The organism is Actinoallomurus purpureus, assembly GCF_024055795.1.
Taxonomy (GTDB): Bacteria; Actinomycetota; Actinomycetes; order Streptosporangiales; family Streptosporangiaceae; genus Actinoallomurus; species Actinoallomurus purpureus.
Genome location: NZ_JAMXMY010000027.1, coordinates 83,402 through 105,326, shown reverse-complemented (window position 1 = coordinate 105,326; position 21,925 = coordinate 83,402). Strand labels below are relative to the sequence as shown.

The 21,925-nt window shown below is 66.1% G+C and carries 24 protein-coding genes and 1 tRNA gene; 10 read left to right on the top strand and 15 right to left on the bottom strand.

Going from position 1 to position 21,925, the window contains the following annotated elements; all coding sequences use genetic code 11:
- Positions 1-255: 255 nt before the first annotated feature.
- Positions 256-1,806 carry a hypothetical protein gene (locus NE236_RS37090; RefSeq protein WP_252846946.1) on the top strand — a complete coding sequence of 517 codons (1,551 nt, stop codon included), beginning with the start codon at positions 256-258 and terminating at the stop codon, positions 1,804-1,806.
- Positions 1,807-2,067: 261 nt separating this feature from the next.
- Here the strand turns inward: NE236_RS37090 and NE236_RS37085 are convergent, their stop codons facing one another.
- Complete coding sequence (locus NE236_RS37085) at positions 2,068-2,655, bottom strand: hypothetical protein (RefSeq protein ID WP_252846945.1); 588 nt, start codon at positions 2,653-2,655, stop codon at positions 2,068-2,070.
- 346 nt (positions 2,656-3,001) lie between these two features.
- Between NE236_RS37085 and NE236_RS37080 the strand changes: the two genes are divergently transcribed.
- Positions 3,002-3,244, top strand: coding sequence for a mycothiol transferase (locus NE236_RS37080; RefSeq protein ID WP_308209198.1), 243 nt, complete (start codon positions 3,002-3,004; stop codon positions 3,242-3,244).
- A gap of 140 nt (positions 3,245-3,384) precedes the next feature.
- On the opposite strand, the gene NE236_RS37075 is transcribed toward NE236_RS37080, so the two are convergent.
- Both NE236_RS37075 and NE236_RS37070 read right to left on the bottom strand, forming a co-directional pair.
- Positions 3,385-3,576: a hypothetical protein gene (locus NE236_RS37075; protein WP_252846944.1), complete on the bottom strand. Its 192-nt coding sequence runs from the start codon at positions 3,574-3,576 to the stop codon at positions 3,385-3,387.
- Between the two features lie 247 nt (positions 3,577-3,823).
- Complete coding sequence (locus tag NE236_RS37070) at positions 3,824-4,045, bottom strand: hypothetical protein (protein ID WP_252846943.1); 222 nt, start codon at positions 4,043-4,045, stop codon at positions 3,824-3,826.
- Positions 4,046-4,432: 387 nt separating this feature from the next.
- Between NE236_RS37070 and NE236_RS37065 the strand changes: the two genes are divergently transcribed.
- A complete protein-coding gene (locus NE236_RS37065; RefSeq protein WP_252846942.1) occupies positions 4,433-4,585 on the top strand; it encodes a hypothetical protein in 153 nt (50 codons plus the stop codon).
- Positions 4,586-5,154: 569 nt separating this feature from the next.
- On the opposite strand, the gene NE236_RS37060 is transcribed toward NE236_RS37065, so the two are convergent.
- A complete protein-coding gene (locus NE236_RS37060) occupies positions 5,155-5,415 on the bottom strand; it encodes a hypothetical protein (protein WP_252846941.1) in 261 nt (86 codons plus the stop codon).
- 442 nt (positions 5,416-5,857) lie between these two features.
- Between NE236_RS37060 and NE236_RS37055 the strand changes: the two genes are divergently transcribed.
- On the top strand, positions 5,858-6,064 hold the full coding sequence (locus NE236_RS37055) for a hypothetical protein (RefSeq protein WP_252846940.1): 207 nt from the start codon (positions 5,858-5,860) through the stop codon (positions 6,062-6,064).
- 449 nt (positions 6,065-6,513) lie between these two features.
- Complete coding sequence (locus tag NE236_RS37050) at positions 6,514-7,017, top strand: DUF4265 domain-containing protein (RefSeq protein WP_252846939.1); 504 nt, start codon at positions 6,514-6,516, stop codon at positions 7,015-7,017.
- 68 nt (positions 7,018-7,085) lie between these two features.
- On the opposite strand, the gene NE236_RS37045 is transcribed toward NE236_RS37050, so the two are convergent.
- Positions 7,086-7,376 carry a DUF4240 domain-containing protein gene (locus NE236_RS37045; RefSeq protein WP_252846938.1) on the bottom strand — a complete coding sequence of 97 codons (291 nt, stop codon included), beginning with the start codon at positions 7,374-7,376 and terminating at the stop codon, positions 7,086-7,088.
- 175 nt (positions 7,377-7,551) lie between these two features.
- On the opposite strand from NE236_RS37045, the gene NE236_RS37040 reads away from it, so the two are divergent.
- Positions 7,552-8,142 (top strand): SMI1/KNR4 family protein, encoded by a 591-nt coding sequence (locus tag NE236_RS37040; protein ID WP_252846937.1) that lies wholly within the window; start codon positions 7,552-7,554, stop codon positions 8,140-8,142.
- 223 nt (positions 8,143-8,365) lie between these two features.
- Here the strand turns inward: NE236_RS37040 and NE236_RS37035 are convergent, their stop codons facing one another.
- Positions 8,366-8,821: a hypothetical protein gene (locus tag NE236_RS37035; RefSeq protein WP_252841529.1), complete on the bottom strand. Its 456-nt coding sequence runs from the start codon at positions 8,819-8,821 to the stop codon at positions 8,366-8,368.
- Between the two features lie 485 nt (positions 8,822-9,306).
- Here NE236_RS37035 and NE236_RS37030 point away from each other — a divergent pair, with 485 nt between their 5' ends.
- Positions 9,307-9,831, top strand: coding sequence for a hypothetical protein (locus NE236_RS37030; protein ID WP_252846936.1), 525 nt, complete (start codon positions 9,307-9,309; stop codon positions 9,829-9,831).
- A gap of 355 nt (positions 9,832-10,186) precedes the next feature.
- Here the strand turns inward: NE236_RS37030 and NE236_RS37025 are convergent, their stop codons facing one another.
- Positions 10,187-10,567: a hypothetical protein gene (locus NE236_RS37025; protein WP_252846935.1), complete on the bottom strand. Its 381-nt coding sequence runs from the start codon at positions 10,565-10,567 to the stop codon at positions 10,187-10,189.
- A gap of 269 nt (positions 10,568-10,836) precedes the next feature.
- Between NE236_RS37025 and NE236_RS37020 the strand changes: the two genes are divergently transcribed.
- From NE236_RS37020 to NE236_RS37010, 3 genes are all read left to right on the top strand, one after another.
- Positions 10,837-10,909 (top strand) — tRNA-Arg (locus NE236_RS37020).
- Between the two features lie 237 nt (positions 10,910-11,146).
- Positions 11,147-11,977 carry a hypothetical protein gene (locus NE236_RS37015; protein WP_252846934.1) on the top strand — a complete coding sequence of 277 codons (831 nt, stop codon included), beginning with the start codon at positions 11,147-11,149 and terminating at the stop codon, positions 11,975-11,977.
- 15 nt (positions 11,978-11,992) lie between these two features.
- Positions 11,993-12,853, top strand: a complete 861-nt coding sequence (locus tag NE236_RS37010) for a DNA-processing protein DprA (protein WP_252846933.1) — start codon at positions 11,993-11,995, stop codon at positions 12,851-12,853.
- A 14-nt stretch (positions 12,854-12,867) separates the two neighbouring features.
- Here the strand turns inward: NE236_RS37010 and NE236_RS44815 are convergent, their stop codons facing one another.
- The 8 genes from NE236_RS44815 to NE236_RS36965 all read right to left on the bottom strand — a co-directional run bounded on the left by NE236_RS44815 (position 12,868) and on the right by NE236_RS36965 (position 21,919).
- Positions 12,868-14,256, bottom strand: a complete 1,389-nt coding sequence (locus NE236_RS44815) for a tyrosine-type recombinase/integrase (protein ID WP_252846932.1) — start codon at positions 14,254-14,256, stop codon at positions 12,868-12,870.
- 419 nt (positions 14,257-14,675) lie between these two features.
- A complete protein-coding gene (locus NE236_RS36995) occupies positions 14,676-16,658 on the bottom strand; it encodes a DUF3987 domain-containing protein (protein WP_252846930.1) in 1,983 nt (660 codons plus the stop codon).
- 65 nt (positions 16,659-16,723) lie between these two features.
- Positions 16,724-16,996, bottom strand: coding sequence for a hypothetical protein (locus NE236_RS36990; RefSeq protein ID WP_252846929.1), 273 nt, complete (start codon positions 16,994-16,996; stop codon positions 16,724-16,726).
- 97 nt (positions 16,997-17,093) lie between these two features.
- Positions 17,094-17,381 (bottom strand): hypothetical protein, encoded by a 288-nt coding sequence (locus NE236_RS36985; RefSeq protein ID WP_252846928.1) that lies wholly within the window; start codon positions 17,379-17,381, stop codon positions 17,094-17,096.
- Positions 17,382-17,611: 230 nt separating this feature from the next.
- Positions 17,612-19,840 carry a hypothetical protein gene (locus tag NE236_RS36980; RefSeq protein WP_252846927.1) on the bottom strand — a complete coding sequence of 743 codons (2,229 nt, stop codon included), beginning with the start codon at positions 19,838-19,840 and terminating at the stop codon, positions 17,612-17,614.
- A complete protein-coding gene (locus NE236_RS36975) occupies positions 19,837-20,985 on the bottom strand; it encodes a DUF2637 domain-containing protein (protein ID WP_252846926.1) in 1,149 nt (382 codons plus the stop codon). Before NE236_RS36975 ends, NE236_RS36980 begins: the two co-directional genes overlap by 4 nt.
- Before the next feature lie 90 nt (positions 20,986-21,075).
- Positions 21,076-21,546: a hypothetical protein gene (locus tag NE236_RS36970; protein ID WP_252846925.1), complete on the bottom strand. Its 471-nt coding sequence runs from the start codon at positions 21,544-21,546 to the stop codon at positions 21,076-21,078.
- 37 nt (positions 21,547-21,583) lie between these two features.
- Entirely contained in the window at positions 21,584-21,919 is a 336-nt protein-coding gene (locus NE236_RS36965) for a WhiB family transcriptional regulator (RefSeq protein WP_252846924.1), read from the bottom strand.
- Positions 21,920-21,925: the final 6 nt, after the last annotated feature.

The following is a 21,925-nucleotide window of genomic DNA, read 5'->3' as shown; positions in this document are numbered from 1 at the left end:
TGACGCCGAGCGGGACCTCGTCGCCGGTGGCCGCCGGAACGGGACACCGGCGAGGCCGAGTGCGAACGGGCCGGAACGGCCCCGGGACTGGAGGTCGCAGTGCAGCCCTGACCGCGTGCAACGCGTCCCGCCGCTGATCCGTGACCCCCACGGTCCCCAGCCGCCCGCCTGACGCGGGCCGCGTGAGGGGACTTCCTCCCCCCGCACGAGAAAGCGCCCATGCACCACGGTCCCCCCATCCCCGGATCCGACCAGGTGAGCGAGGAACCGGCCCTCGAGCCGCCTTTCTCCGCCGACGATCGAACCCCCGCCCGTGAGCGGTGGTGGCGCGACCCGTACCTCATCGTCGCGGTACCCGTCGGGCTCTGGGCGATCCTGGTCGCCCTCCAGCACGCCTGGGTCAGTGACTTCCTGCTGCACCTGGCGACGGTGAACACCCTGGCGCGCGACCTGTGGGATCCGATCGATCCGATGGTCGGCGCGGCCTCCGGCAGCCCGTACTACTCTCCGTACGCCGTCCTGCTCGGCCTGATCAAGGCGATGACGGGGGCGCCCGCCCGTACCGTGCTCGAAGCCGCCGGGCTCGCGAACGTCGCACTGCTGCTCTTCGCCGTGCGGCGCTTCTGCCGCAACCTCGGGGGCGGCCCGCTCGTGGCCGCGCTCGCCCTGGTCTTCACCCTCCTCCTCTGGGGGATCGACCCCGTCGCCTGGAGCGGCTTCCTCGGGCTGTACTCCCTCTCCTGGACCATGAGCTACCCCAGCCTGATCGCCACGGCGCTCATGCTCCTGGTCTGGGACGCCTTCCTGCGCCACCGGGCACGCCCCGACGGCCTGCGCGCGCTGGCCACCGTCGCACTGCTCGGCACCCTGGTCGTCCTGATCCACCCGTTCACCGCCGTGAACATGGTGATCGGCCTGGCCGCGTTCGTCCTGGCCGACCCGCGGACGTCCCTCGGCGCCCGGCCCCTCCGTCTCGCCATCGGCGCCGCGGTGGCGTTCCTCCTCGTCATGGTGTGGCCGTGGTCGGACGTCTCCACCCTCTTCGGTGCGGCGGGCAGCTTCGACGCCGTGCACAAGGTCCTGATCACGGACATCGTCAAGGACGGCGGCTTCGCCGCGTACGGCCTGGCGCTGGTGGGCCTGCCCGCCCTCGTCACCGGAGGCCGCCGCCCCCTCGGCCGGGAGCTGCAGATCCTGTTCCTCCTCGCCGTCGCGGTCGTCGCCCTCGGCGCGGCCACCGGCTCGTACGGGCTTGCACGCGTGATCCCGGTCGCCATGCTGCCCCTCCACCTGGCGCTGGCGTCGTACCTCGCCGAGCGGGCCCGGAGCGTGCCGAGGCTCGTGTACGCGGCGGTCGCCCTCATCGCCTGCTGCGTCGGCCTGTACGGAGAGTCGGGCGGCCTGATCCGCGCCTACTGGGGCGACGTCTCCCCGTCCACGCTCGGCGCCTGGGGAGCATCGCCGGCGACGCCCTCGTACGGCCGCGTGCTCAAGGGCATCCACCCCGGCGAGGTCGTCATCACCGACGACCGCACCCTCGCCCGCCTGGTCAACGCCCGGGGCGCATACACGGTCGCTCCCGCGTGGCCGTACCCCTTCGTCGACGAGGCCGTCCGGCAGCGCGACACCGCCGCCTTCTTCGCCGGGGGAACCGACCCCCGCGACCGGCTCGCGATCGCCGACCGCTACGGCGTCACCTGCGCCTTGGTCACCCGCAGCCGCGCCGTGCTCCGGCCGGACGCCCTCCCCGGCTTCGTGGTGAAGGCCCGCATGTCTTACCCGCGTGCCATCCGCCTCTGCCGCTGAGGCATCTGGAGGGGGCCACGGAGGCGTCCGCGGGGCCACGGAGGCGGGAGCCGCTGAGGCGGGGCCGCGGAGGCGTCCGCCGTCAGGGCGACTCACCTTGCCGTCGCCCTTGACCGATCGCCGCGGGTCGGCTCCCGCTGCCAGGGCCGCGTCGCCTTCGTGGAGCAATCCGGGGGGGGAGTCCGAGACTTCAGCGTCCAGCGAGGAGGCGGAGGGGGCTCCGTACAAGACGGAACCCCCTCCTCGGCAGTCTCTGATGGATCAGGGGAAGGTCCGCTCGAAGCGGAACGACGTACGTCCGGCGGGGTCCGAGAGGATATCGGCGGCGAACGTAGAGCCGACGGCGTTGATGCGGGTCGCCTGCAACCTGATCGTCGTCGGCCCGCCGACCCTGATGCGCTCACTGATCGGGGCGGTCGTGTTGACGCCGTACGGCGCCGTGCCCCCGTTGCCGTCGATTATCTGGGTGATGAGCCGCTCGCTGTTCGGCAGGACGGCGTTCGAGGTGACGTTGAGGAGCCGGGCGACGATATACGCGTTGACCGGGGGATTGCCGCTGAGCCGTCCGCGGACGTCCAGGTCCAGTGAGTAGATGCCGGCCGTGGGAAGTGTGACTTGCAGGCTGGAGTTCGCCCAGGTGCCGGACGGAGTCGGCTGGAGGTTGAGGCCGACCGGCAGGTAGGCGATGCCCGACGGCCCGAGCTGCGCCTTGTACGCCTCGGGGGTCGTGATCGAGGCCGATGTGATGGCGCGCAGGTCCGGCGACGCGGTGACCGTGCTCGCCTGGGCGGACACCGTGAGAAGCCCGAGGAACATGGTGGTTCCGAGGGCTGCGGTTAGTCGACGCATGACGTCCTTCCTGGTCAGGGGCCCTGACGTTCAACCAACCTCTACCCGCGCAGTACTCACTCTATACACGGAGTGTAATTAGTGAGCTACATACCGTTTAGTCCAGTCGGGTGACTGTGCTTCGGCTCGCGGGGTCTGGAGCGGCGGAGCGGTACGGGTCGGCATAAGAACCCGCGCGGATAGGTGATCTTCACCGGCGGCGAGTGGGGCGGTTGTCCCATCGGTGGGTGGTCCAGGCGCGGCGGATCAGGCTACGCAGCCATCTAACTATCCTGGCGGGAGCGGCGGCATCAGTAGCCGGCCCCCGCCAGGATAGTTAGACCTTCACCAGGCCGTCAGGTCGAGGATCAGGCTCGTCAGAAGAGCCAGACGTCGCCGTCGGAGGCGGAGACGTGCCCCATGTCCTCCAGCCCGGGAGCAGGCGGCCACCGACGCCGTGCTGGCCGAGCATCCGGATCTGAGCGTGCGTCTGGGGAAGGACGCCATCGCCGTCCGGGAGTTGCTGGTGCACCGGATCGAGGAGTACGCCCGACACTGCGGCCACGCGGATCTGTTGCGGGAGTGCATCGACGGTCGCGTGGGCCAGTGAGCCGTTGAGCACGACGACCCGGTGGCCGCAGCTCCGATCCGCGAGGCTCGGCTGGTCGAGCTGAACTAGATCGTCCGTCCCGTAGATGATCGCCGTATGCAGCCGTATGCCACCGTTCGTGGGCCATACGCGGGCCAGATCTAGGCCATTCGCCCGCTACCTCCGAGAGCGATATCCAGGTCACGAAGGAAGGTGCCGAGCCTCATCTCCGCCTCGTGCGGCAGGCGTTGGATGGGCGCTCCGGCGGCGTAGTGCTCCCCGTACATGTACAGGAGGTCCCGCAAATCGGTGGCGACCTCTGGATCAAGGCTTACCACAATCTTCTCGCTCATATGTCGGTCAGGGTACGTGCCTATACGCGGGGCTGCCTCGGGCTGTGTCGACGCCGTTTCCACGCCACAGCACCGCCCGCCGGGTCATCCCGTCGGCAGAGGGGATGACCCGGCTTCCACCCCAGCCACTGACCACCGTGCGCCTGGTGCGGCCCAACTCCATCCCCGAGCCGGAGTCCAGCGCCGCGCACGAGATCCACGATGGACCAGCGAATCGGCGGACGTTGCTTCGGGCGACCGCCCGGCCTCACCAGCCGGCCTCCCGGAAGACCCGTTCGTCGTCGACGGCGATGAACATCAGGACCGGGACCGGTTCCGCCTTGGGGCCCTGCATGGAAACGATCCGGACCTCGGCCACATTTGACCAGGGCAGGTGCAGGCGGTCCGCGGTATGCGTCACCCCGTCGACATCCACAACGAGGATCGGGACTCGGCGGAACTGGCGCCGGCTGGGCAGGAAGACCGGCATCACGACCCAGAATCCGGCAGCTTCCCCAGAGGCCGCTCGATCAATCGACAGCGTGCTTCGGACTCTCCAGAGGTCTCCCCGTGATCGCCTTCCGGATGAGTACGCGCCGGCGTGCAGTCCTGGGTTTGTCCGTGGCTCTCACGCGGTGCCGAATCAGGCGACGTTCACCCGCTCCCTGAAACCGAGACGGTCTGGGACGCAGGTCGGGGCAGGGAAGACTCAGTCGATTGCAAGCGCGGATGATCGGCAAGGGTTCTCGCAGTGTGGACATTCAGCGCCAGGCATGGACAGTCTCCTATCAGTCGGCGTCAAACCGGCTGTACTGCCTCAATTAAAATCCGAGAGCGTCACTCAGAGTGACATTCTCCAAACGCCGGAGGAAAAACGATGTCGCAGGAGCGGTACCCTGGTCTGGACAACGGCGATGCTAACCAGGTCATCAGCGAGCTGGAAACCGGTCACCAGGCGGCAGGCGAGATCCCGGTCACGGAAGTCGTCGAGGAGTCCAACGGCTCCATTACCGTCATCGACCACATCTGAGTGTGGGTGGAGACTGATTCGGTCCTGTCCTCCTGAACTAAGGTGGCAGGACTCACTTGCACCCCAGGGATTTATCCCTGGGGTGCTGCTCGTCCGGGATCCCAAGGTCTCTGTGGAATCTGTCAATGTCCGGGACGACGGCAGACGGGATGACCCGGCGGGCGGTGCTATGGCGTGGACACGCTCCTGCAGAACGGCTGCTGGTTGACGTAGGCGCATATCCGATCTCGACCGCTGAAACCTACGAGTATGGCCCCCTGGCCAATCGAGTACGTGGGGTAACGGGACCGCAGGCTAGCGATCTGGGCGTCGGCGGGATGTGATGGTAGGCCTATCCGCGCGGTCGAGTGCTCCGGCCCGCGGGGGTCTGGGGCGGCGGAGCCCCCAGATACGCGCTCGACCAGCCCGCGTAATCAACTGACCGTATCCTTATCGGCGCGATCTCGCCCCAGGTGATCAAGCACCTACAACCGCAGCCGCAGCAGTCAGCGGTAGGGGAAAGCAGTACGGCCCTCCTTTGTCGGGGAGGGCCGTGTATGGAGGGACCGCCGTGGAGCGGTCCCCGACGATCAGGCGCCGGCTGGCGCGGAGCACCAGACCTTCGCGTCGGCCGGCTTGGAGCGCCAGACCTTAACGATCGGGGCGAAGTACGGATGATCCGGGTTTACGCTCGGGGCCCAGCGAATGCCCTCGGGGAACTCCAGCCACAGCGTGGTCGGGTCCGTGTCGGGGCCGAACGCCGGAGCGGCGCACCCGGCCGCCTCTTTCTCGATGGCATCCTGGTTGACACCATGGATGTCCTTGATGGCGATGAATGTCGTTGCCTTCATTTCGGTCTCCCGAGTTGCGTGGGACGACCCTTTTAGGTGGTCGTCCAGGTGATGCAGCTGACGCTGGTGACTGTTCTGAGAGCCTCTGGTTCCGCAACATCGCAACCCGACACTACGGCTCAAGATCCGACTGCTCTGAGACGCATGTCGGACGGCCTGCGCCCCAAGGACGTATCCGCTCGGCTTGCCGTGGTGGAGCCGTGGGCTGGGCCGACGTCTGGCCGTACGTCCGCGACCGTAATCCGCCTGCGTCGTCTACCGGTGTTGCTGCCACCGTTGCTGTGATGCGGTCCTGCACCGGCTTCAGAGGGTGGTAGCGCATCTCGATGGATACGGCGGGTTCTCAGCGCAGCGTGCCGTGTTGTTGCACTATGCACGAACACCCGGACAGTTCTGTAACGCAAGAGCACCACACAAACCGGGAAATCTGGGAGGTTCCACCATGGGACACGGAAACAGCGACCGGCCCGAGGGCATGGGCACCGCGACCCCCGCCATCGGCGGCAACGGCGACCGGCCCGAGGGCATGGGCACCGCGACCCCCGCCATCGGCGGCGGCAGCGACCGGCCCGAGGGCATGGGCACCGCCACCCCCGCCATCGGCGGCGGCAGCGACCGGCCCGAGGGCATGGGCACCGTCGGCTTCTAGCAAGACGGCCCAGCCTTCAACCAGGGAGGGTCCAGCCACTGCGCTGGGCCCTCCTTCCTCTTTAGGCTGGTGGGAACCCGCAGTCGGGACTTCGTCCGCTCGGCCGCCCGATCGGCACGGCCGGAGGGACCGGCGCCCACGCCGCACGCCCGTAGGGCGTGCCGGAGCGGGCGGCCTGCGGCGGCGCCTTGATCTAATACAGCTAAATTCGGCAGCGATCGTAGGCCGTGTCATGCCGTGTCCCGGTAGATGCTTGACCATGTCTAAGTGCCCGTGAGCAAACCGATCGTTAAGCCGAGGTGTGTGAGCTGGAGCATGCAAGTCGCCGCCTCGTGTTACCGGACTGTCACTGTTCGTAGAGGATGTTTCGCCGCATCTCCGCACCCGCTTCAGGGGTACCCGCGATCAGCACTTCACGGGCACTCGGCAGACTGCGCGATCATGTGGGCATGGTCCGTGCCGCCCCCTCCGAACGCCTCCCCAGAGAGCCAGATCTGATCAAGGTGTGGTTCCAGTTCGTGCCTCGGGAAGGCTGGCTTCCCTACGACACCGAAGGGCTTTGGACCACGCGCTTGAGCCGGGACACCGCCCGTGTGGCGAACGTCCCATTTCTGCAGGACGGGGTCGCCGAGGGCGACGTGGTGCGCTTCATCACCAACGACGAGGGTCTTCACTGGGCCTGTGAGCGAGTGGAAGCATCGGGCAATTGCACGGTCCGGGTCCTGCCGGTGCCCGATGGACCGCTGGGACGAAGCGCGCAGGCCGTGCACGAGCAGTTGGCACCGTTCGGCCTGGGCGGGGAATCCTTCAGCTCGGAGCTTCCCTTGGTCGCCTTCACCGTGCCGGCTGACGCGGACCTTGGGCAGATTAAGGCGCTGCTGACGCAACGCCAAATGGATGGCTGGTGGCACTTCGAGGAGTCCTGCATCACCGACGCCTGGCGAAGCGCTTAACGATCGGTTTGCTCACGGGCACTAAGGCGTCATTTCAGTTGGTGACGCAAGCGTTTTGCGCGCTGTGGCTACGAGCCGGACCAACCGGCGGCATTCGAGTACGACTCGTAGGAGTAGCGGGTCGAACGATCCCACTCCTCGCCTGCGATGTGCTCGTACGCCCGGTCAGGTACGTACAGGAGGCGTTCCGCCCATACGCGACCCGAGGCATATGGGGCGAACTCTGCCGGATCCCGCAGGACTCTCTCGTACACTTCGGGGCCGGCAGCGACGACAGCGGCGCGCGTGTAGAGGAAGGCGTCGCCCGACAGCTCACGCCCGTACTCCCTGCGGTCCTGCCGGTACAGCGCCCATGCCAACTGTAGCCCTCGGGCCGGGCGTGCGGCCTCTGCGGGCCGGTCCCGGCCCGAACCGGTCGACCGCCCCACCAGCATCGGAATCGCTGAAACGTAGGTCGCTCCGGGGGGATGGCCATCCGTCGTCTGAGCGAGGCTGCGAGCCAGGGCCGAACTCAGGTAGCGATACGTTCCAGGAATGGAGACAGTGGACTGGGACGACATGCATGAGCGGATTTCGAGGTGGTTTCGACGCGACGGTAAAGATTTCCCTCCCGCCCTCACCGAGGCCCAGGTCCATGAGGCCGAAGCCCAATTCGGTGTCGCTCTCCCCGATGACTACCGTCAGTACCTGCTGCGAGTCAGCGCGGGTGCCCAAGTCCGGGAACTCCGTTGCGACCAGGGCCAATGGCACTGGGCCGGGGACTCGAACACAGACCTTGACCGCTTGAAGACACCGTTTCCCGATCATGACGCCGCCCTAGCGGCGAGCAACGAGATTTGGTCCCAGCAACCTCGCGAAGAAGAGTACGCCTCCGTGTCGGCCTATCAAGATGCCCAGCGTGCATGGTGGGATGCCTACCAGGCAACCGAGGAGGCCCGTACCACCGGTGCGATCTTTCTCCGCAGCGGCGGATGCGATTACGAGACACTGCTCGTGGTCAGCGGACCCATGCGGGGCACCATGTGGTCCGACGAACGCGCCTACACCGACCGCATCGATCCGATTCTGCATTACGACGGACATCCTGCGACCTTCGCGGAGTGGTACGCCTACAAGGCTTGGTAACGCGAAGCACCGCCGTCCAGCCTCCGAACGCTGACACCGCGATACGTGTAGAGAAAAGAGACGGGTGGGCGACGGCTAAGGCCGTGACGATCGCTGTGGGTGGTTGCGCGCCCCACGGGGTTGGGGGGCGATCGCTGCCGCCCCCGCTTCCGTTCCTCGGGCCGTGAACGGCCCTGCGGTACGGGTCGGGGTTGCCCCCGAATCACGGCGGTGCTGTCCCAGGTCAGATGGCGGCGGCCAGAAGGCAGGTAGCCGCGCGTTCGAGCTGGGGGCGGTCGAGTGGGCTGGATGTCTGGTCGGCACAGACCTGGAAGCCCGATCCCGTGCCAACGATGAAGCCCGCCGGAGCTACCGTGAGTTCTTCCGGACCATCGGGCTGCTCACGGCCGAGGTAGATGCAAACATCCAGTTTGGTGTTCTTTGAGGTGTAGGGGGCCGCTCGCACGAGGTGGAACTCCGTCTCATGGGGGCCGGTGGGCGGGGACGCCAGGAGCCAGCGGGCGAAGTCAGCGAGGTGGCCCGGGCCGTCGGGCAACGTGACTCGTCCGATGCCGATGTATCGAGCTTCGAACCACCAGCCGTTGCCGTCGCGGCCGAGCGACAGCCACATGTGGGTGTTCCGGTCCCCGATGTCCCGGAAGTTGTCGTCTTCGAACGCGTAGCGGAAGATCTCGCTCATCGAACGGCTTTCGTGATCAGCTTTCAGAGGTCCTAGATTTAACACGATCGCCGCGCCGGACCTCGCCGCACGGGGCTGGGGTCGATTGGCCGTCGTCCCCGCTTTCGTTCCTCGGACGGTAACCGGCCCTGCGGTGCGAGTCGGGGTTGCCTCCGAATTATGGCGGTGCTGTCGCAGGTCAGCGCGATTGCTGTACAGCACGGAAGTACAGCAGCACCGCCGTACACCACCTGTCGTCGCCACACGACACCGTACGTCGGAGCAGCGCGAGGCAGCGCCGACCATGATCATGCCGAGAGTTCGGGACGAAGAGGCATTAGAAAGCCGGCCAGGTTGATTGAGCGAGCCCGAAGGGCGGCTCGCGACCCCCAGCCGCCCGCGACCCGGAGCGCAGACGGGAAGACCTGGCAACGTGGCTCTCTTCTAACTAGAATCCGCGGCAAATCAGCCCACAGGGAACTACCTCTGCGCATATCCTCCTCATCGTGGGCGTTCAAGAGATCCTTGCTGTGGTAGCTGCCCTGGCAGGCGTCGCTACTTCCGCGCTAAGCCAGAGGGTCATAGAAGAGGCGCGACAACGCATCTTGTCTGCATTCGGACGTAAGGTGCCTACGGAAGGGTCAGCTGACGGTCCATCAGGTGACGGCCCACCAGAGGAACGACTCACTCCGCCGAGTCTTGAGGATCGAGCTCTACGCGTCGCTGAGCTCATAAAGGAATCTGGGAGTCTCATCGACGAGCTAACCGCCGAGATGGCGGCCCGCGCAGCAGCGTTGGAGCAGCTGAGAGCAGAGGCGGAACATGCGCAGCGGGTAGCGGAAATCCACAAGGAGCAGCAGGAAGCGGTTGCCAAGATCCTCCGGCTTGAGCTTGAGAGGCAAGAGGAGCAGATCCGCTCTGAACTTGCTAAGAACAATCGACGTTCTTTCTGGCAAGGTTTTGCAGTGAACATCGGCGTGGGTTTGCTGTTTTTCGTAGCTGGCCTATTGGCCCCGATCGGCCTACGGTAGCGGGAGGATGCGACAGACCAGACACTCCGCTTGCCGAGGCTCCCCTCGGGCAAGGCCGGCTCTACAGCGCGGGACCTAAGGGATGAGAGTCTGTCCAGCCTGCAACACTGGTCTCAATCGTAGCCAGCTGCCAATCGGCCGCTAAACTTCCTGCGGATTCCTAATCCATCCGGCGGCGCGAGCGGCGGCGGCGTGAGGTCGGCCCACGGCCGTCGCGGGATATTTACGGGATGGTTGATGTGGAATGGGCCGCCGCTCTGCTGTTCGCCGAGGTCAGCTGGGAAATCGAGCAAAGATCGCGACCCTCTGTAAATCCGTGCCCTCGGAGTCGTCCTCGGTGCAGGCCGGTGCTGGCCTAGCGAAGGGCGAGCGTGATCGCAGCGGCGATCGCGGATGTGACAGAGGCGAGGCCGGCCAGGGTGGTCATGCCCTCTCGGGGCGTGACCCACAGCCCACGGTTCAGCCGTCGCCAGCCGTGTGGGACGAAGGTCATCTTGAGCTTCTGCCACTTGTGCTGGCGGTAGCTGCAGCCCATCAAGGCGCCCTTGGCGTTGCGTCGGCACAGGGTGCCGTCGCGGTTGACTGCGCCGCACCAGGCGGGCGCGCGGAAGAAGAAGTAGACCGCGGTGATCAACGAAAGCGTTAACAAGATCGCTGGTTGCACGCCGCCGACCCACCAGGCGACGACAAGGACGACGAGTGTCAGAAGCCCCCAGTAGCGCGCAAGCCACTTCATGACCGGAGCGTAAGTGGATGCTCGACGAAGAGTCACCTACGAGGCCAGCTTCGGTCAGCCCGATCCGTGCCCGTAACGCTTCTCTGGATGCCCGCCGTCCGAGGCCGCACGGATGCGACGTCGCGCAGCACGCTGCGGATGCGTCGTACCCTGTACGACGACGGCTGGGGCCGCCGAAGCGTCCGATCGGAGCTAGTGCAGCATGTGTGCAATGATCACACTGCGCAGCAGACAACCCGGCGGGTCCGCTAGGCTCTGACCAGCGTCAAGCCCTCGTAGCTCAGGGGATAGAGCAACGGTTTCCTAAACCGTGTGCCGCAGGTTCGAATCCTGCCGGGGGCACCCACTTGATCACGAAAAACGTCCCGCTGACCAGCGCGAACGCTGGTCGGGCGTAGTCTCGGCCTGTGCGGCTAGGTGCAGGAGAAGGCCACCATGCGCCGCCAGGCGTGGGTACAGCGTGGGTACGGCCCCACAAGGTACCGCCGGACAGGTGTCGCCGGTCCGGGAAACTTCCGGAATGTCGGACTTGCTGGCTAGTGTGGTCAATCCGGTGTCCCCCGCACGAGGATTTGCTCTGTGGTCAACTTCAGAAGGCTCTCCCCGTTCGTTGCTGACAGCCGCGCGAATCGCGTGGGCAGGTTCCTTGTGGCGAAGCTCGCCGAAGGCGACGACGGCACCAGATGGCTGTACATCTTCGGGCCGACTGAGGCGGGGGCGCAGATCGAGATGGTAGGGGGATCGGCGTGTGTGGCGGTCGAACCCAACGATCAATTTGTTGCCGACTACTCGCATTGCTACCGCTTTGACGAAGGTCTCCCGCAAGATGTCCTGGATCTGGTTAGATTGCTAGAGGAGGTATTTTCTCTTACTCGCCGATCTTCGCTTGACTGCGCGATAGCACTCGATTGGTATAAAAAGCCGCATCCGGACCTTGATCCCCAGCAGTGGCCGAACACGGACGTGGGTGAGCTCGTGTATCGCGCGAAGTATTACACATCCAATGATGCCAAGCGGCGCGAAGCGGCCGGTGAGCTACTGCGGCGAGTAGTTGCAGTAGTCCAATCTCATCCACTATACCGAGATGCTCCAATTATCGTTACGGTCCCTGGACATAAGGCTGACGGTAACAGTGTTGGAGAGGGTTTCGCGAGAGCCGTCGGGAGGGAAACGAAAAAACTCGTAGTGGAGACAATCTCCGTAAATGGAGCTCGGCCGGCGAGTAAGGAAGGCGCTTCGGGAAGTCTGCGGGATGCATTTAAAATGCCGCAGACCCTATCTGGCGATGTGATAGTTATTGATGACGTCTACAGAAGCGGAGAGACGATGAGCTCAGTTGCCCTTGCGGCTCGACGCGCAGGAGCGCAGCGTGTCTTCGGACTTGTGGCCGTCAGGACGCTACGCAATTAATATGAGGGAGGGGTTGTGGCCGATCTTCAGTCATTGGCGCTCGCTCTCGCGGCGTTCGAAACCTTGCGAACTCCAGGAAAGATCACTAATTCGCTGAGAGTCGAGGGGCGACAAGGTCTCAAGCGGCAATGGGATCTACTCGATGACGTTGTTAAAGATAAGATCAGAGAGAAAATCTTCTCTCTTGCGCAGCAAGATATATCGGTGACCATATTCGGGGATGAAGACTTCCCAAAATCTCTCATTGATCGCGGTCGGCCCGCTGCTCCTATTTTGTTCTATCAAGGAGATCCGCAACTTTTTGAAGAGCCGGGAATTGGAATGTGCGGATCGCGTGCCGCCACGGAGCTCGGCCTGAAGGCTGCACGTGCCTGTGGTGAAGAGGTTAGCGCACGCGGGCTAGTCGTTATCTCTGGATATGCGAAGGGTGTGGATACCGAGACGCATCTTGCTGCTTTGCAAACAGGAGGATGCACCGTTATTGTCCTGGCCGAAGGTTTCGATCACTTCCGGATTAAGAAAGTTTTTGCGGACGACTTTGATCGGCGCCGGGCACTTGTCGTCTCGCAATTCCCGCCCTCTCAGCCGTGGGGCGCGTACAACGCTATGGCGCGAAATAAGGTGATTTTCGGGCTTGGGCGTGCTCTGGTTGTCATAGAGGCCGGCGAGCGTGGCGGGACGCTTGCCGCAGGGCAGGGGGCTCTAAAGATCGGCCGTCCTGTATTCGTCTTGGAATTTGGTGAAGGCACGCCGCCAGGGAATCGTATCCTCCTAAATCAAGGCGGGCGATCTGCTCGATCTCGGACCGAACTAGGACTAGCTATAGATTTTGCCTTGGCTCGACATCCGGACGTTCAGGCAGAATTGCCTATTTGATATCAGTGCGAGTGTCACTGAAGCACCTCATCGATTTGCTTGAACCATCTGTCGTCGAATCCGTCGAGAACTTTCGAGTAGACCCGCTGGAGAACCTCCACGCTGTGGCCAGCCCACTCGGCTACCTGCTTTGGCGGTACGCCAGCATAGAGCCGTACGGAGATGCCCGCGTGGCGGAGGTCGTATGGGGTTGCGAGCAGCGGCGTGGGTTGGGCGTCGGGGGGCAAGCCCAGTACACGGGCGCGCTTCCAGACGCGCGCGTACGTCGAGGGATGAATCGGATTGTTGTTTACGCTGCGGAATAGGTGCCCGTCTGGTCCGACGCCGTATCGCTCAATGTGGTCACGCAGGAGACGCACGAGTTCGGGCGGAATTGGCACGAGGCGGGTGGACTTACGGGACCGGTGCTTGAGCCCGCGATTGTCGTGCACGTCGCCGCTGTCGGTCCATGCGCGGCCAGCCGCAGGCATGGCCTTGGCCAACGTCAGGCGCCCCCATCCTTCGTTGGGTAGTACGCAGTGCTCGCGGCGGAGCCCTATGGCCTCTTCGGGTCGCATCATGGCGTAGAACAGGCAGCCGAAAAACGCGAGGAATCGCGGCCCTTGGTGACGTCCGATGTAGCTAACTGCCGCCAACATCTCGGTGGTTTGTTCCGTGCTGCCGACGCTTCGAGGGTCTATCTCGTGATCTACCTCCATGTCGCTGGGGCGCTCCCAGTTGAGCTTCGGATCGTCGAGGGGGTTGGAGGTCAACCGTTCCTGGCTGACGGCGTACTTTAGTACGTTGTAGAAGACTTGGCGGCGTCGGGCGAGATAGTTGGCCGCGGCCTGCTTACCATCGAGGCGTAGCGCGCACGCGTCGAGGACGTTGCGCACTGTCTTTAGATCGGCGAGCGTGGTGAGCGGAAGTGACTCTTCCTCTGCCCACTTGAGCGCCTTGGCGATGTCCGGCGGACGCTCGGTTTCACGGTCACGCTTGTTGAACGCCCAGCGAAATAGCGCGCTGCGAAGAACTTTGTCATCTGGACGCCCGGTTCCCGATTTTGGTAGCAGAGAGCACGTGATGGTGACGAGGGTTTCTGCAATGGAGACGCGGGCGGTTGCTGCTACCCGCGTCCACTTGTAGTCGACGTACTCGGTTGCATGCTGATACCACGTTGCGTTGGTGGCCTCCTGCTCCTGCTCGCGGAGCTTTGAGAGTGGTAGTCCGCTTTCAGTATCGAATGCCTCTCCTCTTCTTGCAGCCTGGATCAGCTCAGATTTAAAGCTTTCGGCTAGAGCGTTAGTTGCGAAGTAGGAATCGTGCGGCCGGCCACCGACGACCCACCGTACGTTGTGAGGCCGTCGCCCCGCTCGTGGGTGAACCCGCGTCTTCCGGAAACGAATGTCGTAGCTGAGGTTCACGCGACCTCCTCTAGCGAGTCCAGCCACCTGTCGTAGTTGGCGCGGCTGATGCGCAGTTCGCCATTGGGTAGGCGCTTGCATCGCGGAGTACGGCCGAGCTCTCGCCAGCGCTGCCACGTCCGGCGAGGGATTTCGAGATCGTCGAGTATGTCTTGGACGGTCAGCCACTGCTGACTGCGGGACCGCGTATTCACGGGTTTGCTCCTGTGGTGTGATCGGTCGGGGTGAGGTGGGCCGGCGGCGTGCTTGGTGGCTGTTCGCCGGTCACGGTGTGTGCCTGGTGGGTCGAGAGGGTGGCGGGCGTGCGGGGGTAAGCGCGTAAGCGGAAATCAGCAGAATTGTTTTTGCTGTCTTTCGCTTACGTGCTTCAGGGCCGGGGAGCAGTCCGGCGGCGAGGTGACGATGACGCTCTGTGGCGGTCATCGGCTCGTATCCAGCGCGGAGGGGTATACCTCGTACATCGGGGCGGAAGGGCGTCCACGTCCGGTGCGCGGGGGTGGCGGTAGGCGGCGGATCCAGCCGTGGGTTTCGAGGACGCGTAGGGCGGGGTCTAGGTCGGTGACCTTCTTGAACCGTCCGCGTAGCGGGGGTTGGACGTCGCGGGCGGCGAATCGGGCCGTGCCGGTGTTGCGTGTCCAGGTGAGGATGGCGCGGGCGTCGGCGGTGGCGGGGTCGGCGCCGATGGCGTCGTAGGCGGCTTTGGCGTGGGCGGTGAAGTATTCGCCGATGTCGCGGGCGTCGGCGAACGTGTCGGCGGTGATCGGCTGGTTCCAGCCGTCGCGTAGGTGCTTGGCGAGGTGGAGAAGGCCGGCGATGCGGACGACGGCGCCGACGAGTTTGCCGCCCCAGTCGGTCATGTGCGCCAGGTCGCCGTCTGCGCGGAACCGGGGTTCGGTTTCGGCGAGAAGCCGAGTGATGGCGTTCTGGGCGTCGGGGGTGAAGGTGAGGGTAGCGGGCTGGGGCAGTTTGGCCAGGGACAGCACGAGCGCTTTGACGCGTGTCTGGTAGGTGGTTTCTTGGTCGGTGGGCATGGGGTCTGGGTTGTGTTTGCGGTGTCCGAGTAGGGAGTGCGGGACCGCGTACAGCAGGCGGCCGAGTAGCCCTTGATCGCGGAATTGCGGGGTGGCGCCGAGTTCGGCCAGGACTCCGGGTTGTGTGCAGATTCCCAGGGTGATGGTGGCGGCTTCGATGTGTTCGGAGTCGCGTCCCATCCGGTCCACGCGCATCTCTTCTCCGGCGTGGCCTTTCTTCAGGACGGCGAAGTTGGGGGCTCCGGAGTAGCGGCCGGCGGCGATGGAGAAGATCTCGCCCTCGGGAGACAGGACGGCCATCCGTCCGCCTTGCTCGCACAGGAGCGAGGTGAGCCCTTCAACGGTGGCGTCATCGGAGAACAGACGCGGCTTTGGCGGAACGGTGGCGGCGTCGAGGGCGAGTTTCGCCTCGGCGGCCTCGGTGATCGCGAGTGTCTTCTGTGTGGAGTCGAGACCGGTGGCGTTCTCGGCGGCTTTCGCCGTCCTGTCGGCTTCGGCTTCGGCGACTCGTCGGGCGATGACCGCTCCGGCGATCACGGGCTCAGCCTCGGTGATCAGAGACTTTTCCGTCTCCACGATGGGGGCGCATATCGCCCGGAAGACCTCGGATTTGCGGTTGCCGGGCGGTAGCACGACGACGGTGAAAAGGTTCGTCGGCTCGCGCCATGCGGGGGCTTGCACCCACACTTTCCCGCCGGCCGCGACGGCGAGTACGGCCAGGGCAAGGCAGCCTGCCAGGTCGGGCGGGGTCTGGGTGACCTCGGCCAGGCTCGCGGCGTACTCGCCGATCCAACTCGGTAGCGTCCACAACGGGAAGCCGGGGAGTTCGGTGGCCGTCGTGGTCAGCGGGACGGGGTTCGGCCATCCGCGTACATCGGCGGAGGACAGTTCGGCGACTTCGGTGGTGACGGCGCCACGGAGGTTGCTCGCGCTCTCGCCGGTGGCCTCTTGGCCGAGTTGGATGAGCCGGGTACCGGTCTCGACGACCGTCCGGGCGTAGGCGAGGTCACGGATCATGTGGGCGTAGTAGCCGGCGTTCGCGGCGGTGGGGACCTGGGCGACGAGGGTGTGGAGGTAGGGCGCGCCTCCGGTCTTGGTCAGATCGGGGCCGAGTTCGGCGCCGACGGCCAGCGGATCAGACGGGGCGCCACGGTCCGCGAGAGTGGTGATCGTCTCCCAGATTCGGGCGTGGGCGGGTCGGTAGAACTCGTTACCGTCGAGGAGTTCGCGGACTTCTGCGAGCGCGGCTGGTGAGAGCATCATTGCGCCGAGCACGACCTGTTCGGCGGTGATGTTGTGCGGGAGCGCTCGGCCGAGCTCCGCGTCGGGCTGTTCGCCGTCGATGATGCGGAGCGCGGTGGGCTTGGTCACTGGGGTGTTTCCCTTCGAGGGGTTGGGTGTCCCGCCGCGCGAGGCGGCGGGACGGGAGCGGCGTTCTAGGCGGCGATGCCGTCGGCGGTGATCTGCTCGGCCAGGGTGCGGGCGGTCGAATGCGCCATGTGTAGCCGCTTGGCGATCGTGTTCGGTGTGCCGCCGGTGGCGAGGATGGAGGCGGCGGCGATGCGCCGCTCAGCGGGTGTGAGCGCGACGGGCCGTACGCCACGGGTGGCCAGGTCGATCGCGATGGGGTCGATGACGCCGTCTTCGGGAAGCAGCCAAACCGCGCGCGTGCGGGCGTTCTGCTGGTCGGGCTGGATGGCGTGGGTCATGATGGAGGGGCCTCCTTCGGTTACGTGATCGGTTGGGGGCGGCGGTCCGGCGTCGTGCTTGGTGGCTGTGCGCCGGGCCGCTTTCGCGTCTCGTGGGCTAGTCACGATGGCCTCGCGTGCCACGGTCGCGGGTGTTGGCGAGGTAGGTGAGGATGCGGCGGCCGAGACGGAGCTTGGCGCCGGTGCCGTTGCAGCGGCGGCAGTACCGCCAGGCGCGGCCGGACGGGGAGCGGAAGCGCCCGGATCCGCCGCAGGTACGACAGGACCGAAACGGCCAGATCGCACATGCGGCGCCGTAGAGGACCAGCGCGAACAGTACGAGCAGGATCAGGCTTCCGGTGTCGTTGCTGGCGTGGTCGCCGGAGGCGAGTAGCAGGGTTTGCACGGTGGTTCTCCCAACGCTCGGATGTAACGGACAGTCACGGTTGGAGGGAACGGTGAAGTAGGGCTAGCGGCCCGGTGACGGGGGTCCGAAACGGCGCTCAGAGCCGATTTCCGGGATGTGTGCTGGTCAGGCTGCTAGCGGCTAACGTGCTGGTGATCGTGGATCTTGGGTGCTAGCGGGGGTGCTAGCGCTAGCAGGGCGGGCCGCTAGCGCTAGCACCGGTTCGCGACCTAATCCGCGGCCCGCTTCCGCTTACGCTCGGTGATCGCGGTCATGATGTCGGCGCGGCTCGGGCCGCGACGGTTGACGGTCTTGCCGTCGATGCGTCGGCCGATCTGCCGCACGCTCACGCCGTGGGTGGACAGGGCGGAGGTCAGTTGCGCGGCGGTCCAACCCTCGTAGACGTCGCGCCGTAGTTCGGTCAGGGCTTCCAGCAGGGTTTCGTTCCATGCGGCGTCCTCACCGGCCGGCCAGACGGCGGCGACGTCGGTGAGTACGTCGTACGCGGGACCGGTGTCGCGGGTCTGGGTGCCTTCCTCGGGCATGGTGCCGGCGGCGGTGCGCAGCGCTACGGCGTGGGTGATGATGCGGGCGGCCTGGTCGGAATCGACGTAGAAGGAGCAGCGGGCGCCGGTCTCGCCGATGCCGCGCAGGATGCCCCAGCCGGCTTCCCCGCCCTCGGACGGCGGGCCGGGCTTGAACACCGTGGCCCGGTGCCCAAGCTTGTACTGGCTCGTCCCGAGAATCATGTCGTTGGCGGTCTGGTCGGCCACCGACAGGCAGAACCGGGTGTTGACGTTGCGGGTGATGCCGGTTGGCAGGCTGTCTTTGTCCGGGATCTGTGTCCCGATGATGAGGATCACGCCCAGGGCACGGCCCAGCTTGATGACCTTCTCCAGGATCTCGCCGGCACGCTTGCCGTGCGGGGAGAGCATGAGTTCCTGCAACTCATCAAGGCACACCACGAGCGGGTGAAGCCCAGACCCCTTGAGCGACGCCAACTCGGGGGTGACCTTGTTCTCCGGAGCCTTGCCCAGCTCTGCGTAGTGGTCGATGCGCTTGGAACGGCGCTGGCACTCCTCATACAGCCAGTCGATCAGCTTGGCGCAGGCGGCAAGGGTGTCGTCGTCGAAACCGTTGCCGTACTCGGCACACACCGGGGCCAGCGGCTTGAAGTCCCCGACACCCTTCATCTCGTAGATCCGCAGCTCAACGCGCGGGTCCAAAGCGGCGGCGAGCGCGAGCAGCCGCAGCGCGAACGTCTTGCCTGAACCGGGCTGACCGCCGAACAGCCAGTTGCGGTACATCAGCGAGACGTTGACCACGTTCATCCGGGGCGTGGTGGCGAACGGGAACGGCTTGAACACGTCCACCTTGGCGCCCTTGATCAGCGGCCACGCAGGTTGCCGCATCTGCGACGCCGGTTCGAACCCGACCCACAGCGCCAACCGGCCGGTGTGGCCGGGGGCCGGTTCGGGCCAGACCTGGTCCAGCGGCAACCGCAGCCCAGACGCGAGCTTGCCGCGCCGCGTGATCACGTCGGCGGCCTCGACCCCGTACGGCAGGTCCACGATGGCCAGGTGGCCGGGGCCTTCCCGGTGGATCTCCACCGGGAAGGAGATCGCGTTCGGGTCCTTGGCGACCGCGGAGTTGATCCCCGCCAACTGCACGCTGAGCAGGGCGCGACGCACCAGTTCGGCCGTGAGCTTGCGGTAGCCGGGGGCGTTGGACACGCGGTCAGTGATCGGCTTATCGGCGGGCCGGCCGAGTCGGGCCAGCACCGGCACGGCTACCAGCACCGCGAGCACCCGGTACGCCAGCAGCACCGACCCGAACACCAGCACCAGCACAGCGGCGAGCATGACCACGAGCAGCGGGACGACCAGCAACCACCGCCACGACGCTTGCCGTTGCCGACGGGCGTCGAGCTTGAGCCACGTGTCAGCGTCACCGCGAGAGGCGGCGGCCTGGCGCAGGTGCCAGTTACCCTCTTCGGCCGATGCCCACCGGATCAGCCGGGCCGTGGTGACACCAGCGCCGACCGGCGCCCACACGAGCGCCTTACCGGCGTACTTCGGAACCCGTACCGCGTGAAACAGAGCGTGGTACTTCGCCTCATCCACCACCCACAGCAGCGACGCGCGGATCGTGGAACGCGAGTTCAGCCACGGCGGGACCACCGGCCGGCGCTCATGCTTGCTCGCCCCGGGGCCGAACCGGCGCGGCTCGTCAGGCGGATCCACTGGACCGCCGACGACGGTGCCGGTGATGACCACCGACTCGGCATCGGCCGCGTCCTGGCCGTCGAACTCGTCGCCTGCCGGACCCGCCGGGGGATTCGGCGGGACGGTCCCGCCACCGGTACCGGACGGCAGCGCGGCCGGTGTCGTGCCGGTGTCGTCGTAGGTGTCGGGGGCGGGGAAGTCGATGACGTCTGCGTACTGGTCAGGGGTGCTCACCGCTCGTCGGCTCCTTCCACCGTGGCGGGCTCACTGCGGGCGGTCGTGGTCGTGTCAGGGGCTGTCGTGGTGTCGGCGGTGGGCTCGTCGAGTTCGGCGAGAATCCGGGTCCGAAGCCGCAGCCCGGTGCGTTCAGAGACCTTGAGCCGTCGGCCCAACTCTGCGCCGGTCATCTCGGGGTCGGCACTCAAGAGGGCACGCGCCTTGTCCGCCTGCCTGTCCGCCATCCGGGCCTTGCCGATGGCGGCCTTCGTGCTGGGGCGGGTGTCCGCCGTACGGGTCGCGCTGTGGCGGGCCGGTGTCGGTGGCATGTCCGCCTGCTCACCAGCGCTGGTGTCCGCCACTGCGCCGCCGCTTGCCGCCTGGAGCGCCGGGCGGGTGTCCGCCACGGGCACGGGCAGCAGAGGCGTCAGTGTGTCGAGTTCGGGCCGGTCGGCGACGGGGGCGAGTTCACCGAGACGGTAGAGGGCGCGCACGCGGCGGGGAGCCTTCCACCGCCACGCGACGGCGCCGTAGGTGTCCTGTAGGTCGGTCAGCGCGAGAAGTCGGTCACGCTCGCGGCCAAGCGCGGTGGGGTAAGAGCGCTCCTCCCACAGCACCATGCGGCGCCACAGTTTGGCGGTCGGCCACGGCGACAGCAGCCACCGGGATGCGCGGACGGTGTCCATCCGGGTACCCGCCTCGATTCCGGCGCGGACCTTGACCACGTGGGCGCCGACCTCTACAGCGATGACCCACAGGCCGGGCAGCACCGCGTGAGCGATCCGGCCGAACGCGGTTGTCTCAGTGGCGACGTTGAGATAGGCGGTCGCGCCGGTCAGCGACCACGGGATCAGCCGCAGCCACCGAACCCGCATGTCCAGGCGGGCAAGCACGATGTCGAGCGCAGAGAACACCGCAATCCCAAGATCGATGCCGATCGGGACCGTGAAGGCGAACCAGCCGAACGACGCGCGGGCCGCAGCAGCAACGCGGGCGAAGCTGTTCACGAACCCCAGCAGGCCCAGAGCGGCGACCATCGCGCCGGCGACCACCACGGCGGTCTGCTCGTGCTCGGTCAGAACCCGCTTCCGTTCGGCCGGTCGGACCGGAGGCGGAACGGAGGTCAGACGCGGAGGAGACGGGGTGGCGTAGGGGTCAGCCATGATGCTGTTCCTTCGGTTGCGTGATCGGTCGGGGGTCGTGGTCCGGCGCCGTGCTTGGTGGCTGTGCGCCGTGGATGCTTGATGAGCGGATCACGGCTCTTCGCCGTCCTGGCCGTCTTGCAGGACGTTGCCGGCGGCATCCACGACGCGGACGCCGGGCGGAAACCGACGAGGCTCGGGAACGGTGACAGTGCCGTTGGTGGTGCCGTTCGCGTGAAGGACGGCTTGGGCAACGAGGCGGATGTTGCGGGAGTCGAGGCCGATGAGTGCGTCTCGAAGGGAGACGCCGGGGCCGCCGTTGAGGGCAGTGGCCAGGCGGAGAATGTTCGCCTCGCTCGCGGAACACGGCAGATCACCAGCGTTCAACGCTTTGATGGCAAGTCGCCAATCGATGAAGGCGGCCGACTGCGCGTCGTCGAAGACCACACACGCGCGGGTGAAGTCCTGGCGACGTAGCCAGGTGCCGTGGTCGATCAACAGCTTGATCGCCGCCTCTTCGGGGTGGTAGCCGCGCGCGCCGACTCGGAGCAGAGCAGCGAGATCACCGGGGATGGGGGACATGGCGCGTTGATCTCCTTCCGTTGTGAGGTGCTGGGCGTCAGGCCACGCTGCGGTAGGCGTCGCGGTCGGTCGCCGGCGGCTCGTGCTCAGCGCGCGAGTCGGTGAGCGTCGCCAGCTCATCCACCGTGAGTCCGGCCCAGATGCCTCGGTTGGGCTTGGTACGAAGCGCGTAGTCCAGGCAGGCGTTCCGCACCGGGCACGTGCCGCAGATGTCCTTGGCGATGTCCTCACGGGCCGCCTGGTCGTGCGGATGCTCGATGACTCCGCCATCGTCAGGGCCGTCGTGAAGCTCGGGGTCGTACAGGCACTCGGCGCCGTCGAGGCATTCGTCACGAAGGTCGGGCAGCGCGAGCTTGCTGGGGTGGGTGTTCATGTGAAC